16 protein-coding genes and 1 riboswitch are annotated in these 16,118 nt (G+C 39.1%); of the genes, 12 read left to right on the top strand and 4 right to left on the bottom strand.

The annotated features are described in order from the left end of the window. Positions 1-13: 13 nt before the first annotated feature. Together thiC and KIP84_RS17325 are read right to left on the bottom strand one after the other, a co-directional pair. Positions 14-1,891, bottom strand: a complete 1,878-nt coding sequence (gene thiC / locus KIP84_RS17330; protein ID WP_032005848.1) for a phosphomethylpyrimidine synthase ThiC — start codon at positions 1,889-1,891, stop codon at positions 14-16. An 89-nt stretch (positions 1,892-1,980) separates the two neighbouring features. Next, positions 1,981-2,115: riboswitch (TPP riboswitch) on the bottom strand. Between the two features lie 34 nt (positions 2,116-2,149). Beyond that, on the bottom strand, positions 2,150-3,232 hold the full coding sequence (locus KIP84_RS17325) for a hypothetical protein (protein ID WP_213688979.1): 1,083 nt from the start codon (positions 3,230-3,232) through the stop codon (positions 2,150-2,152). A gap of 107 nt (positions 3,233-3,339) precedes the next feature. On the opposite strand from KIP84_RS17325, the gene KIP84_RS17320 reads away from it, so the two are divergent. The 4 genes from KIP84_RS17320 (at position 3,340) to phoU (ending at position 7,074) form a co-directional block, all read left to right on the top strand. Beyond that, complete coding sequence (locus tag KIP84_RS17320) at positions 3,340-3,921, top strand: TetR/AcrR family transcriptional regulator (RefSeq protein WP_014208184.1); 582 nt, start codon at positions 3,340-3,342, stop codon at positions 3,919-3,921. Then, positions 3,914-4,819: an EamA family transporter gene (locus KIP84_RS17315; protein ID WP_213688978.1), complete on the top strand. Its 906-nt coding sequence runs from the start codon at positions 3,914-3,916 to the stop codon at positions 4,817-4,819. The genes KIP84_RS17320 and KIP84_RS17315 overlap by 8 nt, the downstream gene beginning before the upstream one ends. Before the next feature lie 95 nt (positions 4,820-4,914). Beyond that, entirely contained in the window at positions 4,915-6,246 is a 1,332-nt protein-coding gene (locus KIP84_RS17305) for a TolC family outer membrane protein (RefSeq protein ID WP_014208186.1), read from the top strand. 105 nt (positions 6,247-6,351) lie between these two features. Next, complete coding sequence (gene phoU, locus KIP84_RS17300) at positions 6,352-7,074, top strand: phosphate signaling complex protein PhoU (protein WP_000075183.1); 723 nt, start codon at positions 6,352-6,354, stop codon at positions 7,072-7,074. A 305-nt stretch (positions 7,075-7,379) separates the two neighbouring features. Here phoU and KIP84_RS17295 read toward each other — a convergent pair whose 3' ends face one another. Both KIP84_RS17295 and argH read right to left on the bottom strand, forming a co-directional pair. Then, entirely contained in the window at positions 7,380-7,649 is a 270-nt protein-coding gene (locus tag KIP84_RS17295) for an oxidative damage protection protein (protein ID WP_000089995.1), read from the bottom strand. A gap of 9 nt (positions 7,650-7,658) precedes the next feature. Next, entirely contained in the window at positions 7,659-9,092 is a 1,434-nt protein-coding gene (gene argH, locus KIP84_RS17290) for an argininosuccinate lyase (protein WP_213688977.1), read from the bottom strand. Between argH and KIP84_RS17285 the strand changes: the two genes are divergently transcribed. The 8 genes from KIP84_RS17285 to KIP84_RS17250 all read left to right on the top strand — a co-directional run bounded on the left by KIP84_RS17285 (position 9,083) and on the right by KIP84_RS17250 (position 15,835). Continuing rightward, complete coding sequence (locus KIP84_RS17285) at positions 9,083-10,222, top strand: histidine kinase (protein ID WP_213688976.1); 1,140 nt, start codon at positions 9,083-9,085, stop codon at positions 10,220-10,222. The two genes, argH and KIP84_RS17285, sit on opposite strands and share 10 nt — an antisense overlap. 60 nt (positions 10,223-10,282) lie before the next feature. Then, positions 10,283-11,023: a LytTR family DNA-binding domain-containing protein gene (locus tag KIP84_RS17280; RefSeq protein WP_005804096.1), complete on the top strand. Its 741-nt coding sequence runs from the start codon at positions 10,283-10,285 to the stop codon at positions 11,021-11,023. Positions 11,024-11,123: 100 nt separating this feature from the next. Then, positions 11,124-12,041: a hydroxymethylbilane synthase gene (hemC, locus tag KIP84_RS17275; protein WP_199114149.1), complete on the top strand. Its 918-nt coding sequence runs from the start codon at positions 11,124-11,126 to the stop codon at positions 12,039-12,041. 3 nt (positions 12,042-12,044) lie between these two features. Next, the gene (locus tag KIP84_RS17270) at positions 12,045-12,812 is read left to right on the top strand and encodes a uroporphyrinogen-III synthase (protein WP_086265343.1); all 768 of its coding nucleotides are present in this window, start codon (positions 12,045-12,047) and stop codon (positions 12,810-12,812) included. Between the two features lie 8 nt (positions 12,813-12,820). Continuing rightward, positions 12,821-13,663, top strand: a complete 843-nt coding sequence (locus KIP84_RS17265) for a hypothetical protein (protein ID WP_213688975.1) — start codon at positions 12,821-12,823, stop codon at positions 13,661-13,663. Positions 13,664-13,672: 9 nt separating this feature from the next. Further along, positions 13,673-14,866 carry a membrane protein gene (locus tag KIP84_RS17260; RefSeq protein ID WP_032006826.1) on the top strand — a complete coding sequence of 398 codons (1,194 nt, stop codon included), beginning with the start codon at positions 13,673-13,675 and terminating at the stop codon, positions 14,864-14,866. A gap of 7 nt (positions 14,867-14,873) precedes the next feature. Then, positions 14,874-15,314, top strand: coding sequence for a thioesterase family protein (locus KIP84_RS17255; protein ID WP_032006824.1), 441 nt, complete (start codon positions 14,874-14,876; stop codon positions 15,312-15,314). A gap of 194 nt (positions 15,315-15,508) precedes the next feature. Then, entirely contained in the window at positions 15,509-15,835 is a 327-nt protein-coding gene (locus tag KIP84_RS17250; protein ID WP_000801427.1) for an H-NS histone family protein, read from the top strand. Positions 15,836-16,118: the final 283 nt, after the last annotated feature.

Raw genomic sequence — 16,118 nt, 5'->3', positions numbered from 1 at the left:
TTTTTTTGAATATTTACACTTTATGATACAGTTTTTGACCTTGCTCCTGATAAACCTCTTTCATCGCTTTGAGGCCTTCTTCAACCTCTGAATTGTTATTGGTGAGGTTGTTGGCATAGTCGCGTACATTCTGAGTGATTTTCATTGAACAGAATTTTGGACCACACATTGAGCAGAAGTGTGCAGATTTATGAGCCTCTTTTGGTAAGGTTTCATCGTGCATACTACGTGCTGTATCAGGGTCCAAACTTAAGTTGAACTGATCATCCCAACGGAACTCAAAACGTGCTTTTGATAAGGCATTATCACGTACCTGTGCACCCGGATGTCCTTTCGCAAGATCGGCGGCATGTGCTGCAAGCTTGTAGGTAATAATCCCGTCTTTAACATCTTTTTTGTTTGGTAGACCCAAATGCTCTTTCGGTGTGACATAGCAAAGCATTGCTGTGCCGTACCAACCAATCATGGCTGCACCAATTGCAGAGGTAATGTGGTCATAACCTGGAGCAATATCGGTCGTTAAAGGCCCAAGCGTATAGAATGGCGCTTCTTTACACACTTCTAGTTGAAGGTCCATGTTTTCTTTGATCATGTGCATTGGTACGTGACCTGGGCCTTCAATCATGACTTGAACATCATGTTCCCATGCACGGTGAGTCAGTTCACCTAAGGTTTTAAGTTCGCTGAACTGTGCTTCGTCATTTGCATCTTGAATACAGCCCGGACGTAAGCCATCACCTAAGCTAAATGAAACGTCATAAGCTTTCATGATTTCACAGATTTCATCGAAATGAGTGTATAAGAAATTTTCTTCATGATGCGCTAGACACCACTGCGCCATGATCGAACCACCACGAGATACAATACCTGTTAAACGGTTTGCTGTAAGTGGTACATAGCGAAGTAATACACCTGCGTGAATGGTGAAGTAGTCAACACCTTGTTCAGCTTGTTCAATTAGTGTGTCTTTGAAGATTTCCCAAGTCAGGTCCTCTGCAACACCATCAACTTTTTCAAGTGCTTGATAAATCGGTACTGTGCCGATTGGAACAGGTGAGTTACGAATAATCCATTCACGTGTTTCATGAATGTTTTTACCTGTCGACAAGTCCATAATGGTGTCGGCACCCCAACGGGTTGCCCAAGTCATTTTCGCAACTTCTTCATCAATTGAAGAACCAAGTGCTGAGTTACCAATATTGGCATTAATTTTAACCAAGAAATTACGACCAATAATCATTGGCTCAAGTTCTGGGTGGTTAATGTTTGCAGGAATGATTGCACGACCTTCAGCAACTTCTTGGCGAACAAATTCAGGTGTAATTTCTTTTAAATTTTTTGCACCAAAATTCTGACCAGCATGTTGACGCATATCAACACCTTCACGCTGGCGTTGATTTTCACGAATTGCAATATATTCCATTTCAGGTGTGATGATACCTTGCTTGGCATAGTGCATTTGAGTGACATTTTTGCCTGCTTTAGCACGGCGTGGATTTTGAATATGGGCAAAACGAATATCAGCGGTACGAATGTCTTTTAAACGTTCCTGACCAAATTTTGATGTCAAGCCAGAAAGTACGTCAGTATCGTTACGTTCTTCAATCCAGTTTTGGCGAACTGAAGGTAAACCTTTGTCTAAATCGATTTGAACATTTGGGTCGGTATAAACACCTGAAGTGTCATATACCATAACAGGAGGGTTATGTTCACCGCCAAGACCGGTAGGGGTGTCGGTTAAAGAAATTTCTCGCATTGGAACCTGAATGTCAGGGCGAGAGCCTTCAATATAAACTTTTTTAGAAGCGGGTAAGATGCGAGTTAAATCTTTTGCATCTTGTTCATGTTGTGCTGAAATTTCAGCAGAAGAAAGATTCGTTAACTGGTTCATCACATGATCCTTATGAATAACATCAACGAATCAAGCACGACCAAAAACGATGGCGGATTTATCTTTATGAGATAAATTTAAGGCTGTAAGTTTTCAGATGGCTTGATTCCTACGCAGGTCTTAACCTGATCAGGTTCAACGGTACTTGTGATCAAACTTGTGTTGCGACAACACGGAATTTACACAATCTCAGCGAGCTATTACTCGCGCTCCGTCAAGCGATTTACAGACTAACATGTTTTAGGTTGGCTGGCATTGTCAATTTGTATCTATACAAACCGCATCCATATGGCAGTCACGATAGACTTCCGTGTTCCATGGTGAATCAAATTTTAAGAGCTGCTCAAGCTGTTCATGAGTCATCTGATAATTTGATTTTTTATCACCATTTTTATCAGTTAAATCTATTTTAAATTGCTTATTGCGCTCTTCTACAGGCGTAGCAATAAACTTAAGAAACAGTTGAGCAGATTTGGCTAAACTCGACTCATTTTGTGTAGAGAGAAACCGAATTTGCTGAAGCGCATCTTTATCAAACCATGTGTTCGGTGCATATTCATCTGACACGGGCGTATTGTCTAAGCCAAAGAAAATAAAATAGCGATATTCATTAAATAGTAGTTTTGCATCACCAATAAAGTGGCTCTTTGGATATTTCTGAATAAACTTTTCCCAAAATAATGCGCGTTCAGTGAGCTCTTTCCAAGATATAGCCAACGCACCATCGTTATAAAAAATATTTTGATTGTCTTTCGCCATACGCGTTAAAAACTCTTTTTGGTCCGCGGGTAAGGACTTAGAAAAAACATCAACTAAATAGCTTGGTTGGCGTCGATAGGTAAACATGCCTTCACCTTGATAGAGAAGTTCAATGTAGGCTTGCCCTTCATGTTGAAGTAAATATTGATCACGTGGGCTCAGTTGGGCGAAGAGCTTTTTCTGACTTTGAATTACCTTTTTAAGGTCTTTTTTCTGTTCTAAAACGGCATAGCCAAATGCTTCAAAAGCTCTCCCTGTTTTTTCAGTGTAGTCTTGTTTTAGAAAACGTTGATACATGGCAGTTGATGCATCAATCAGCTTAAGCTGCTCATGATTTTTTAAAGAAGGAACACAGGTTTTAAGCTTTTCATTAATTTGATTTAAGTCTTCTATTTTGCTGTTTTGATTAATCGTGTGCATAGCTACCATAATTTGTAAGCAGCTACTGTCTTGTTTTTGAGTGGCCTTTTGCTCAGTTGGTTTTTGCTCTTTAGATACAGCCTGATCTTGCTCTGATGTTTTATTACATCCAGCTAAAAGTAGTGCACCGCACATACTCATTATTAGAACTTTTTTCATCATTGTACTTTTATAGAAATTAATATTGCTCAAATTATAACGCTTAAAAAGATTGCATCATTGTTAGAAATCTTTATTATTAGGTAGGTCGGTCTACTTAATTAAAAGCTATGAATGATAAAACAGCAAGACAGAAAATTCTCGATGCAGCAGCAACCTTATTTTATAACGATGGCATTACGGCAACAGGAATCAACTCAGTTACGGCTAAAGCAGATGTTGCGAAGATGTCGCTTTATAATAATTTTTCTTCAAAAGGAGATCTTGTTGATGCCTACATTGCTGCACGCCATCAAGAGTGGCTTGATCTCTACCAAAAGCGTTTAGAAAAAATAAAAACAGCTAAAGAAGCCATCTTGGCCGTATTTGATGCCTATCAAGACCATGCGGAATTTGCCTACGAAAAAGGCTTTCGAGGTTGTGGTTTATTGAATGCTGCGGCTGAGTTTCCGGCCAATAGTACAGGACGTAGTTCTGTAAGGCAGCATAAAGAGGAAGTGGAGGCTATTGTTGCTGAGCATTTAAAAAAATTAATCCCAGAGTCACAGCGCGTTAACTATGTGGCTACGCAGCTTTCTTTTCTTTTAGAGGGTTCTATGGCACGAGCAGGCTTAGAAGGAAACAGTCGTCAACTTCTATTAGCAAAACAAATGGCAGAAGACATTTTAAATAGAGAATGTCCACATGATTAGCCTCATTAAAAATAGTAGCTATGGAGGCACAATTGCAATTTTAGTTGCTTCTGTTTTGTGGGGAACAACAGGTACGGCGGCAGCATTTGCACCGACTCTTGGCCCACTTGCTATTGGCGCTGTAGCGATGGGCGGTGGAGGACTTTTACAAGCTTTGGTTGCATCACGAGCAATACGCGAAAACCGTCAGTTTATAAGGGAAAATATTTCAATACTGCTTTTAGGCATAGCGGCGGTGGGTATTTATCCTTTGGCTTTTTATTCCTCAATGCATTATGCGGGCATTACGATTGGCACCGTTGTTTCAATTGGTACCGCTCCATTAATAGCAGCAATTTTAGAGCGATTTTTTGACCGCAAAGCTTTATCGGCTATTTGGTTTCTAAGTTTTGTGTGCGGTGTGCTTGGTGTAAGTATGTTATCGATGGGGGAAAGTCATGCGATCCAAGAGAGTACAAATCAATGGAATAAATTCTTCGGTATTTTTCTTGGGCTTGTCGCAGCTACAACTTATTCACTTTATTCATGGGCTGCAAAAAGATTAATAGATCGGGGTGTTGCTGCTAAAGCTGCAATGGGTATGATTATGGGCGGTGGAGCGGTTATTTTACTGCCTACTTTGTTGATTACAGGTGGAGGGTTATTGCATAGCTCAACCAATTTACTTGTGGCTGGCTATATGATGCTGATTCCTATGTTTTTGGGTTATTTACTTTTTGGATTTGGTCTAAAAACAGTAAATGCCAGCAAAGCGACAACCTTAACTTTATTTGAACCTTTAGTGGCTGCGATTTTTGCGATTGTTTTGGTTGGCGAGCATGTTTCATGGGTAGGTTGGATAGGTATATTTTTGATTTTTATTTGTATTTTAATATTGTCAAAAACTAAGAACGCTTAAAAAACTAAAACTTTTAATGGCTTGAGTTTGATTTGAATTTTTCTTAGTCTTAAAGGCAAGTTTTATCGTTGATTTGAACAATGAAAATAAAATTAATGGTCGCTGTTGGCCTTTGGAGTTTTGCATCTTCGAGTTTTGCTCTAGATTTGGTTGAAGCTTATGAGCGCGCAAAACAAAATGACCCGACGTGGCAAGCCAATCAACAACAATATGAAGCAGATCAACTGAACTTAGGCTTAGCAACAGGGGCATTATTACCTACTGTCACATTGTCTGGAAATATTACCCGTAATCGGCAAACTGTAAAACGTTCAAACTTTCCGGGTGTTGATCAAGAAGGCCTGTCAGATGCTTTGGTAAGTAATACATCAACGACTCGACAAGCCACTCTCACTGCACGTCAGCCATTATTTCGAATGGATGCTTGGGAAGGTTATAAGCAAGTTAAAACTTCGGTTGCCTTAAGTGAAATTACCTTAAGACTGCAAAAACAAGATCATGTTTTAAATGTGGCAGAAGCCTATTTTAATGTGTTGCGTCAGCAGGCATTGAGTGTTGCATACTTACAAGAAGAAAAGGCTTTGCTTGAACAGCTCAATATGATGAATGCCAAACTCAAAGAAGGGTTGGTGGCACGTAGTGATGTAAGTGAAGCAAATGCTCAATATCAAAATGCCAGAGCCAATCGTATTTCAACCAATGTTCAATTACTTTTAGCTCAAGAGCAGCTTTCTGAATATATTGGTTCTTATCAAGATAAACTCGCTGTACTGCGAAGTGATTTTAATTTTCAAAAGCCTTATCCAGCAGAACTTAATGACTGGCTTTCTTTGGCGCAGCAAAAAAACTTAAAGATCCAGCAAGCCCGTTTACAGCAAAAATATAGTGAAGATCAGCGCCGTGTCGAAAAGGCTGCGCTTTATCCTCAAATAGATGCCGTAGCAAGTTATGGCTATACTAAACAAACGCCAGAGACACTCATTTCGACTGACGGAAAATTTGATCAGGTCGGGGTAGAAATGAACTGGAATTTATTTAATGGTGGACGGACCCGAACATCAATTAAAAAAGCCACTGTAGAAGTCAGTAAAGCGCAGGCACAACTTGATGCAGCCATTCGCCGTGCCAATGTCGATGTGAAAAGTGCGTTTATGCAGGTAGACACAGATCAAGCCAAACTTGAAGCAAGAAAGGCTGCAATGGATTCATCTTCTTTAGTTTCTCAAGCTTCAAAAGCGAGTTATAACGAAGGCTTAAAAAGTATGGTTGATGTTTTATTGGCGCAGCGTAATGCTTTTTCTGCAAAACAGGATTATCTTAATGCTCAGTATGACTATTTATTGAATGTGCTTCGTTTAAAAGCTGCGGTAGGCCAGTTGGGTGAAAAAGATCTGGTTGAGCTTAATAGCTGGTTAACTTATCAGTAATTAAATGCTTTTATCTGAAATTTAATTTTGTCATAAAAACTTAATGATTGCTGTGTTTTAATGCTCAATCATTTTATTCCCGCGCCATCATGTTGGAGGCTTCCCTTGAGTCCGAGTAATCCGGTGTTAAGCCATCATATTTCTTCTCAATTTAATGAAGATTTGCAAGATGTAAACACAAAGTTTATGACCATGGGTGGCTTGGTCGAACAGCAGGTTGCAAATGCAATCCATTCTTTACTTGATACCGACGCAAATTTAGCGATTGATGTTCAATTTAAAGATAATGCAGTCAATCAATATGAACGTGATATTGATGAAGGCTTAACGTTGATTTTGGCGCGTCGTCATCCGGCAGCGATTGATTTGCGTATGGTTATTGCCATGAGCAAAGCCAATACTGACCTTGAGCGTATTGGTGATGAAGCAGCGAAAATTGCCCGTATTGCACAAAATCTGTGTGAAGAGGGCGGGTCACCGCGTGGCTACATGGAAACACGTCATATTGGTAACCAAGTTCGTGTCATGATTCATGATGCACTTGACGCTTTTGCACGTTTAGATGCAGATCAAGCTTTACGTGTACTTTTAGCGGATGCTGACATTGACCGTGAATATCAATCAGCAACACGTACATTAATGACCTATATGATTGAAGACCCGCGCCATATTGCTCGTGTGATTAATGTCATGTGGGTTTTACGTTCATTAGAGCGTATTGGCGATCATGCACGTAACATTGCTGAGCAAGTGATTTATATGGCCAAAGGCTTTGATGCTCGTCATACCAAAATTGAAGAAATTGAAGCTAAAGTCCACGAAAAGTAATCTTGAGCTGAAATATTTAAAGGCCTTGTTTGAAGCAAGGCCTTTTTATTTTTAAAAATAATAGATAAAAAAATGTCCCGAACTTTGGGGGGAAGTTCAGGACAGAAAATCAAGTGCATAAACACGACAGGGATCGTGTTCTTCTTGCTATAGAGTGATATTAAGTTCTTCACTTTTTGATGTCATGTAGAGTCCTGTGCGCTCTATGTAAGGCTTTTTATGTTTGTGTAAGTTTCACGTAAAAAAAGGCGGATCTATGTATATAGACCCGCCTTTTTAATGATGAATAAGCTAAAACAAACCGATTATTCTGGTTTCCAGCCTTCAGCTTTTTCTACACTTTCGTCATTGTTAAAGAACTTCTCACGTTGTTCTTCCAGAAACTTTTTAGCTTCTGGTTCAAACACGTTTAAACGCTTTTCATTAATGAGCGTAGTTTGGTGTTGTAACCATTCTTGCCATGCTTGCTTAGAAACATTTTCAAAAAAATCTTGGCCTTTAGCACCTGGGAAAGGAGCGAAGTCTAAACCTTCCATTTCCTTTTGATATTTACGGCAAAATACTTGGCGACTCATGTTTTATCCTTAAGCGTATAACTGTTCTAAACGTGCGTGGGCACGCGCAATTGCAGCTTCAACCTGTTTTGGAGAAGTTCCACCAATATGATCACGAGCATTTACAGAAGCTTCTAGAGTTAAGGCTTTGTCAAACACATCTGCTGTAATTAAGTCAGAGAATTGCTGTAATTGCTCAAGTGTGAGTTCAGATAAGTCTTTTTCTTCAGCAACACCTAATGCAACTGCTTTACCTACAATTTCATGAGCATCACGGAAAGCAACGCCTTTTTTCACTAGGTAGTCTGCAAGATCGGTTGCAGTCGAGAATCCACGAAGAGCAGCTTCACGCATGATTTCAATATTTGGAACCAATGCAGGAATCATGTCTGCAAATGCCATGAGTGAACCACGAACTGTATCGATTGCATCAAATAAAGGTTCTTTGTCTTCTTGGTTATCTTTGTTGTACGCCAATGGTTGACCTTTCATGAGCGTAAGTAAGCTAATTAAGTCACCAAATACACGGCCAGATTTACCGCGAATAAGTTCTGGAACATCCGGATTTTTCTTCTGTGGCATGATTGAAGAACCGGTACAGAAGCGATCAGGAATATTCACAAATTTGAATTGTGCAGAAGTCCAAAGAATGAGCTCTTCTGACATACGTGATAAGTGCATCATAATAAGTGCAGCAGCTGCATTAAATTCGATGGCAAAGTCACGGTCAGATACAGCATCAAGAGAGTTTTCAGATACAGCTTCAAACCCTAAAAGCTCTGCTGTATATGCGCGGTCAATTGGATAAGTTGTACCCGCAAGAGCAGCAGATCCAAGCGGCATACGGTTAACACGTTTACGGCAGTCTTGGAGACGTTCAGTGTCACGTACCAACATTTCAAACCACGCTAACAAGTGATGACCAAAAGTTACTGGTTGAGCGGTTTGTAGGTGTGTAAAGCCTGGCATAATCGTATTTACATTTTTGGCAGCCAAGCCTAACAAGCCTTTTTGTAAACGTTCTAATAATTTTAAAATATCATCAATTTCGTCGCGTAGGTAAAGACGAATATCAGTTGCAACCTGATCGTTACGGCTACGACCTGTATGTAATTTTTTGCCTGTAATGCCAATACGTTGAGTCAAACGTGATTCAATGTTCATGTGAACATCTTCAAGATCGATGCGCCACTCAAAGTTTCCAGCCTCAATTTCTGAGCGAATGGTGCTTAAACCTTCAATAATGTCATCGCGTTCTGCTTCTGTGAGTACGCCAACTTTCGCAAGCATGGTAGCATGCGCAATCGAACCAGCGATGTCTTGCTTATAAAAACGTTGGTCAAATTGAACAGAGGCGGTAAATTCGGCTACAAAAGCGTCCGTCGCTTCAGAAAAACGACCACCCCACATACCTGAGGTTTGGTCTGGGGTTACTGAATTAGGGGGATTTGAAGATGTGGTCATGGTGGCTCAGTAAAATAAAAAAGAGTATATCACTTGCCGAAGCTCAACAAACAAAGTTGTTTTCTACAGCATACCGAAATCAAAATTCCTCCTATTTTTTTACGAAAAGTGGGCGTTGGCAACACTTATTCGAATTAATTATCGCAAGTAATGTTTTGGCATTGGTTCTGGCATTGGCTGAAGCGCAGTCTTGGCAAGCCTTAAGCGGGGGAAGGCTTTTTCAATACATCGTTTTTATTAACTGGGTAATATTGTCCTTTTTTGCATTGGTTGAACGCTTTCAGGGTTTTTTTAGCAGCTTACGTCAAGAATTTGCTTTGGTCATTGGTTTTGTCATGCTGCAAAGTATTGTTGTTTTGACCACTTTAATGAGTAATTTTTTTCAGTTTGGTCTTTTACATAAACATGCGTCATTAACGCAGGGCTGGGGTGTTTATTTTACCAATGTACCTTTATATCTAAGCTATGGAATATTACTCGGGGCCTTCTGCTTACGTTATTTATATGTCAGGGAACAATGGTTGCATCAGCAATATGCCGAATTAAATGCACGTATTCAGGCCATGCAAGCACGAATTCACCCTCACTTCTTATTTAATAGTTTAAATAATGTGGTGAGTTTAATTGCGATAGATCCAGATAAAGCAGAAAGCATGCTCATTAGTTTGTCGCGTTTATTTCGAGCGAGCTTCCAAGAATTAAAATTGGTGAGTCTGCATGAAGAAATCGAGCTGAGTAAACAATATTTAATGATTGAGCAGGTTCGTTTAGGTGAGCGTTTAAAAGTTGATTGGAAGATCGAGCTTTCACCTGTGCAACTAAAACAGATCACTATTCCTTTATTGACATTACAACCTTTGTTAGAGAATAGTATTTTTCATGGGGTAGAACCAATGATGGGCAAAGCAACCATAGGGGTATTGGTTGAAATATTGCAAAATCAGGTCAGTATAGTCATTACCAACCCATATACAGACGATACAATAAATTCACGGAAAGGGCATGGAATCGCTCTTGAAAATGTTAAGCAACGCCTGAAAGCGTATTATGGGAACACCGTTAGATTTCAGGTTTATAAAGGTGAAGCTTTATATACCACTATTATGAGCTATCAATATCAAACAAAATAATAAGTCAGTCAGAGTTAACCATAAAAAAATGGACCAAGTTAACGGTGACAAGGAGGATGAATGAAGGTGCTAATTTGTGATGATGAACCACTTGCAGTGGAGCGTTTATCACGTTTAGTTTCAAAGATGGGACATGAGGTTGTATCAACGGCTCATCATGGACAGGAGGCCTTGGAACAGGCACGGCTTCATCAACCGGATGTAATCTTACTTGATATTCAAATGCCAGGTATGAATGGGCTTGTCTGTGCAGAACAGTTAAGTCAGCTCAATCCTCGACCTGCGATTGTGTTTTGTACCGCCTACGATCAGCATGCATTGGAAGCTTTTAAAGCTCAGGCTCAAGCATATCTTCTTAAACCGATTGATCCTGTTGAACTTGAGCAAGCTTTAAGTCAGCTAACTCAACTTACTCAAGCACAGCTCAATGCATTACCGAATTCTGAGCTTTTACAAGATTTAAAGACACAGCGTCATCAAATTGCCGCAAAAACCTATCGCGGGGTTGAACTGATTCCTGTTGAAAATATCTATTACTTTTTAGCAGATCAGAAATATGTCACTGTGAGACATAAAAATGGCAGTGTATTAATAGATGAAACATTAAAAGAGCTTGAAACCGAATTCGCAGATCAGTTTATTCGTATTCATCGAAATGCATTGGTTTCGGTTGCATATCTAGATGGATTGGAGCTAGTCAGTTCGGGGCAATATCAGGTTAGATTACGTGGTCTTGATGAAAGACTTTCAGTGAGCCGTCGGCATTTATCTACGCTTAGAGAGCGAATTCATCAGCTTTAAATTTAAAAGAGTTATCTTGGACTTGCGAGATTTTACTTGCAATTTTAAGGGATCAAGTTAAGTTTAGGGTGTATTGTTTGACCAGCCCATGCTTGAATTTATGAAAACCTTGAAAATTGCTACACGACAAAGCCCACTTGCTCTTTGGCAGGCAGAACATATTCGTGCCCGTTTAGAGGAGCTTCACCCTGATTTAACGGTGGAACTGGTTAAATTTGTCACGCAGGGCGATAAAATTTTAGATACGCCTTTAGCAAAAATTGGGGGCAAAGGGCTGTTTGTTAAAGAATTAGAAGCAGCACTTTTAGATGGGCGTGCAGACTTAGCTGTACATTCAATGAAAGATGTCCCAATGGCTTTGCCAGAGGGTTTAACTTTAGCAGTGATTTGTGAGCGTGAAGATCCGTTAGATGCTTTTGTTTCTAATCAGTTTGAAAAATTCGCTGATTTACCACAAGGTGCAAAAGTCGGTACATCAAGCTTGCGTCGAAAATCTCAGATTTTAAAACAACGTCCTGATTTGCAAATTATTGACTTGCGTGGAAATGTTGGCACACGTTTGGCGAAGCTAGATGAAGGTCAATACGATGCAATTATTCTGGCCAGTGCCGGTTTGAAGCGTTTAGGTTTGTCAGAGCGTATCCGTCATTGTTTAACACCAGATGTTAGTTTGCCTGCTGTGGGACAAGGTGCATTGGGTTTAGAGTGCCGCGCAGCTGACCAAGATGTATTGGCTTTAATTCAACCTTTATTACACACAGAAACAGATGTTTGTGTGCGTGCTGAACGTGCATTTAATGCCTACCTTGAAGGTGGTTGCCAGGTCCCAATTGCAGGTTATGCCACACTACAAAATGGTCAAATCCATATCGAAGGTCGTGTTGGAAGCCCAGATGGCCAAACATTATTACGTGCTGAACTGACAGACGAAGCCAATAATGCTCAGCAATTGGGTGAGAACCTTGCTCGAAACTTACTTGATCAAGGTGCTGGCGAGCTATTAAAGGCCCTCTACTAAACCATGTTGTTTATTAATACTCGACCTGATTCGCGTGCAGCTGAATTAACAGAAGCTTTGCAAAATGAAGGTTATCAGGTTGAGTCTTTACCACTTTTAGAGCTCGTTGCTAAGCCCTTTTCCGAACACTTACTCCAGCTTTACCAACAATTAGTTAGGGCGCAAGCTATTGTGGTCGTCAGCCCAACCGCTGTTGAAGTGGGTGTGGAATATTTAGTAAAAAGCGGTTTAAAAATTAGCGATTTAAAACATATTCAGTGGATTGCGGTAGGGCAAGCAACAGCCAATTGTCTAAACGAATATGGAATACAAGCACATATCCCCGATGTTGAAACTTCTGAGGGGATGTTGAACCTACCTATTCTGCATAATATGCAACAGACGGGTAGCGTGGCTTTTTGGCGGGGAGAAGGTGGACGCCAATTTATGATGGAGACCTTGCAACAACAAGGAATTCAGATTTTAAATTTTGTTCTATATTATCGGCAGTGCCCAGAAGCTTCATATTCTACATTCAAACATCTGACACAGAATTCAAATTATAATTTAAATAAATGGCTCGTCTTAATTACCAGTGAAGCGAGCTGGAAGTATTGGTTAGAGCTTTGCTTAAAAAATAATGTACAACCTGATGGTGTATATCTGGTTTTGGGACCTCGTCTTTTTCAAATTGTTAAAGAGTATCGCGATCAGCAACAGGCTCATTTTCACATTATTCAACTTGAAAATTTATCGCCTTCGGGGATGATTCATCACATTCAGGCATTATAAGGATTCATATGAGAAAACTTGTTTCTATCATCATTTTGCTGGGCATAGCTTGGTTGGCTAAGCTCAGCTACGATATGTGGCAAATTTCTCGTACTGTTCCCGAGCTTAAACAAAGCCTGCTGCAATCCGAACAGCACTATGCCAATTTAAATGATCAATTGGTTGCTTTGCAGCGACAGTTGCAGAATCAAACTGTGAATACAGGGAGTAAAACCAGTTCAGTCACTCAACCAGATGCACCGCCGACAGGTATTGCTCCTACAGTTCTAATTAAACAAAAGTTAGATTTAATTCAATTTGCAATTGATCAGCAGCAGTTGATTTATGCAGTTGATCAATTAAATCAGTTACAGCAATCGCTTGTGCACTATGAAATTGCTCCAGCATTGCAACATAGCTTGAATCAATCGCTCGAGCAGGATAAACAGGCAGTTCAACAGTTTACTTTGGCTCAAAATCAACGCCATCAACTAATCGATGATTTATTACAGAACATTGATAAGAATATTCAACAAGCCTTAGCCCAGCCTAAACTTGAAATGGATCAATCCGAGACTGTGTCTTGGTGGAAAAAGTGGTTCCGTATAGAAAAAGTAGAAACGCCGTCTATTAATTTAATGAGTCGCAGTGTCGTGCTTAAAGAAGTGCAATTAAGATTATTAATTGCTGAACAGGCGCTCAATCAAGGGAAAATGACTGAGTATCAAAATGAGTTGCAATCTGTGATGCAAAAGTTAGATGAAATGCCTGATACAACCAGTCAGCAGTTAAAAAAACGTATTGCTAAAGTGGCACATTTATCAGTCGTGCCAGTTCCTAAACTCTCTACACTTGGGCTAATTGGCTCATAAGGAGGATATATGAAGCACCTCCTGTGGGTTTATGTCGTCATCAGCTTAATACTCTTTGCAGCCTTAGCTTTATTTAGCTATGGCTATGGAATGGGATATGTCTATATTTACTGGCGACAATTGCAGCTGCAAACAAATGTCTGGGGATTAACTCTTACTTTTGTAGTGATGAGTTTTATTGCTCAACTCGTATGGCTGTGGATTAAACGTTATTCCTCTCGTGAACAAAGAAAAAGTGAAAACATCTTCCAGTTTAAAAACCTTCATCCTTATGAACAATTAGGTATTGTTTGGTTATTAGAAGCGGCCGAAGATCAACGTGTATTTATTGAACGTGTTTTTACTCAATCAGGGCTTTTAAAAAATATTATTGATGCCAGATTTCTGGTTTTAAGTGGGGATTATCCAAAAGCATTGGCTGCTCTCGATCAATCACCACCTATGGCATTTGAATTGGCAGAGTTACAGCGAATTGAAATATTTTTGGCCGAAAATGAAGCCGACCGTGCATTAACTCATCTTGAATTTTTATACCAGCATCAGTTATCGCCTTGGTTACAAGAAATAGAAACTGCTTACCAGCAAAAATTAACTGCGTTATGGGGGCAATTAGCGCTGCAACATCCATGGGTGTATTTACGTTCCATGAAATATGGTTTGCTAGATGCTGAGCACCGTGATTTATGGTTGCAGCAGCTTCTTCAGCAATTTGACCAAGCCTCTATTGATGACTTACATGCCTTGCAGCAACGTTATTTGGATTTAGAGTCTGAGATTCAAACTCGACCTTATAGCAGTAAGTTGTTATGGCTAAAACTGTTAGCACGCATGCCAGATATGAGCATGCAACATGCGGCGCTAACACTCCACTTATTAAAAGAGCAATTTGACCCAGAAGTATTTTATCTATGGTTTCAGCAACAATTGCTTAAACAAGTTCCAGACTATGCCGATGTTGAAGAAAAAATTATTGAGTTCGAAAATCAATATATGAGTTTACCAGTTTTAACCTTTGCAAAATGGCATGTCTATATGGCAACTGGGCGTCAAGCAGAAGCTGAAACATTATTATCATTATATCCAGATAATATTTTAATGAGCTATTTGCGTATTAAGTCAACGCTTAAAGAAGATGATGTGTTAATCAAACAGTTAAATCTAATCTTTGAAAATGATGCAAATTTTTTAAAGTTTAAAATATGAGGTAAAAATGAAAGAACTGTCTGTCTACCCGATAATATATGAACAGAAAGTAGCGTGGGGAGATATGGACGCTTTTGGTCATGTCAATAATGTACAATATTATCGATATATTGAAAGCTCACGTATTTTATATATGGAAGCAATCAATATATTAAACCCACATTTATATACCGTGGTAGCTTCAAGTCAGTGTAAATATTTAAAGCCTGTTTTTTATCCCGATGTATTGAAAATTGGTGTTCGCGTGGAAGAGCTCCGTAATAGCGCATTCCGTATGGCTTATATATTGTGGAGTGAAACCCAACAACAAATAGTCGCTACTGGTGAAGCTGTTATGGTATGCGTTGATAAATTAACAGAACGAAAATGCGAAATACCGCAGGAAATAAAACAAAAAATTATTGAGCTAGAAAAATCAGTTGGGCATGACTTAATACATTTATCTTAAATAAATATTAATAAAATATATTTCATTTATAATTGGTAATGTAATTAAAAGGTAATTTTTTTGGTTATTCTGATGAACACGGCTTTCAAACTATTGCTTATTGAATAGATTATAAATAATATTGGTCTTGATTTTATGTTTTTAAATTTTGTCTGTATTATTTTGAATTGTCTGTAAGACTGGAGTATTTATTAATGAAACCGGATATCAGTGAATTATCTGTTGAAGAGTTAAAACGCTTACAAGAAGAAGCAGAAGCTTTAATTGCAAGTAAAAAAGATCAAGCAATCGAAGATGCTTATAATCAAATTATCGAGATTGCTGAAAATGTAGGTTTTAGTGTTGAACAACTTCTTGAGTTCGGTGCTCAAAAACGTAAGAAAACAACTCGTAAATCTGTTGAGCCTCGTTACCGCAACAAAAACAATGCTGAAGAGACTTGGACTGGTCGTGGTAAACAACCACGCTGGTTAGTTGCTGAAATTGAAAAAGGCGCAAAACTTGAAGATTTCTTAATCTAATCAAATTGCCGTTTTTAAAAGCCAAGCAAATTTGCTTGGCTTTTTTATTGATAAAAATATCTCAAAATTTTGCTATAAATATTATTTAAAAAATTGAGTGTTTAAATTGCTCTTTAAATGAATTGTTGAGATCAAATGTGCATTTACTTCATTGAGCGCCAAGTTTTCATGATTTTGTCATACGTTCAACTTATAGTCTCAATACCGAAGCCAAGCCCGATTGCTTGGTTTTTTTATATGAAGTGAATTGGCGATGTTGAAAAAGTATGCATAATGTCAGACT

The organism is Acinetobacter sp. BHS4 (assembly GCF_018454425.1).
Lineage (GTDB): Bacteria > Pseudomonadota > Gammaproteobacteria > Pseudomonadales > Moraxellaceae > Acinetobacter > Acinetobacter pittii.
This window is presented reverse-complemented; position numbering and strand designations above follow the sequence as displayed.

Excerpts from the sequence above, each read along its gene's own strand:
- KIP84_RS17295 (WP_000089995.1), bottom strand. The coding sequence starts at position 7,649 with ATGAGTCGCCAAGTATTTTGCCGTAAATATCAAAAGGAAATGGAAGGT.
- KIP84_RS17270 (WP_086265343.1), top strand. The coding sequence starts at position 12,045 with ATGTTGTTTATTAATACTCGACCTGATTCGCGTGCAGCTGAATTAACA.
- KIP84_RS17315 (WP_213688978.1), top strand. The coding sequence starts at position 3,914 with ATGATTAGCCTCATTAAAAATAGTAGCTATGGAGGCACAATTGCAATT.
- KIP84_RS17255 (WP_032006824.1), top strand. The coding sequence starts at position 14,874 with ATGAAAGAACTGTCTGTCTACCCGATAATATATGAACAGAAAGTAGCG.
- KIP84_RS17325 (WP_213688979.1), bottom strand. The coding sequence starts at position 3,232 with ATGATGAAAAAAGTTCTAATAATGAGTATGTGCGGTGCACTACTTTTA.
- thiC (WP_032005848.1), bottom strand. The coding sequence starts at position 1,891 with ATGAACCAGTTAACGAATCTTTCTTCTGCTGAAATTTCAGCACAACAT.
- hemC (WP_199114149.1), top strand. The coding sequence starts at position 11,124 with ATGAAAACCTTGAAAATTGCTACACGACAAAGCCCACTTGCTCTTTGG.
- KIP84_RS17305 (WP_014208186.1), top strand. The coding sequence starts at position 4,915 with ATGGTCGCTGTTGGCCTTTGGAGTTTTGCATCTTCGAGTTTTGCTCTA.
- KIP84_RS17285 (WP_213688976.1), top strand. The coding sequence starts at position 9,083 with ATGTGGTCATGGTGGCTCAGTAAAATAAAAAAGAGTATATCACTTGCC.
- argH (WP_213688977.1), bottom strand. The coding sequence starts at position 9,092 with ATGACCACATCTTCAAATCCCCCTAATTCAGTAACCCCAGACCAAACC.
- KIP84_RS17320 (WP_014208184.1), top strand. The coding sequence starts at position 3,340 with ATGAATGATAAAACAGCAAGACAGAAAATTCTCGATGCAGCAGCAACC.
- KIP84_RS17265 (WP_213688975.1), top strand. The coding sequence starts at position 12,821 with ATGAGAAAACTTGTTTCTATCATCATTTTGCTGGGCATAGCTTGGTTG.
- KIP84_RS17250 (WP_000801427.1), top strand. The coding sequence starts at position 15,509 with ATGAAACCGGATATCAGTGAATTATCTGTTGAAGAGTTAAAACGCTTA.
- KIP84_RS17280 (WP_005804096.1), top strand. The coding sequence starts at position 10,283 with ATGAAGGTGCTAATTTGTGATGATGAACCACTTGCAGTGGAGCGTTTA.
- KIP84_RS17260 (WP_032006826.1), top strand. The coding sequence starts at position 13,673 with ATGAAGCACCTCCTGTGGGTTTATGTCGTCATCAGCTTAATACTCTTT.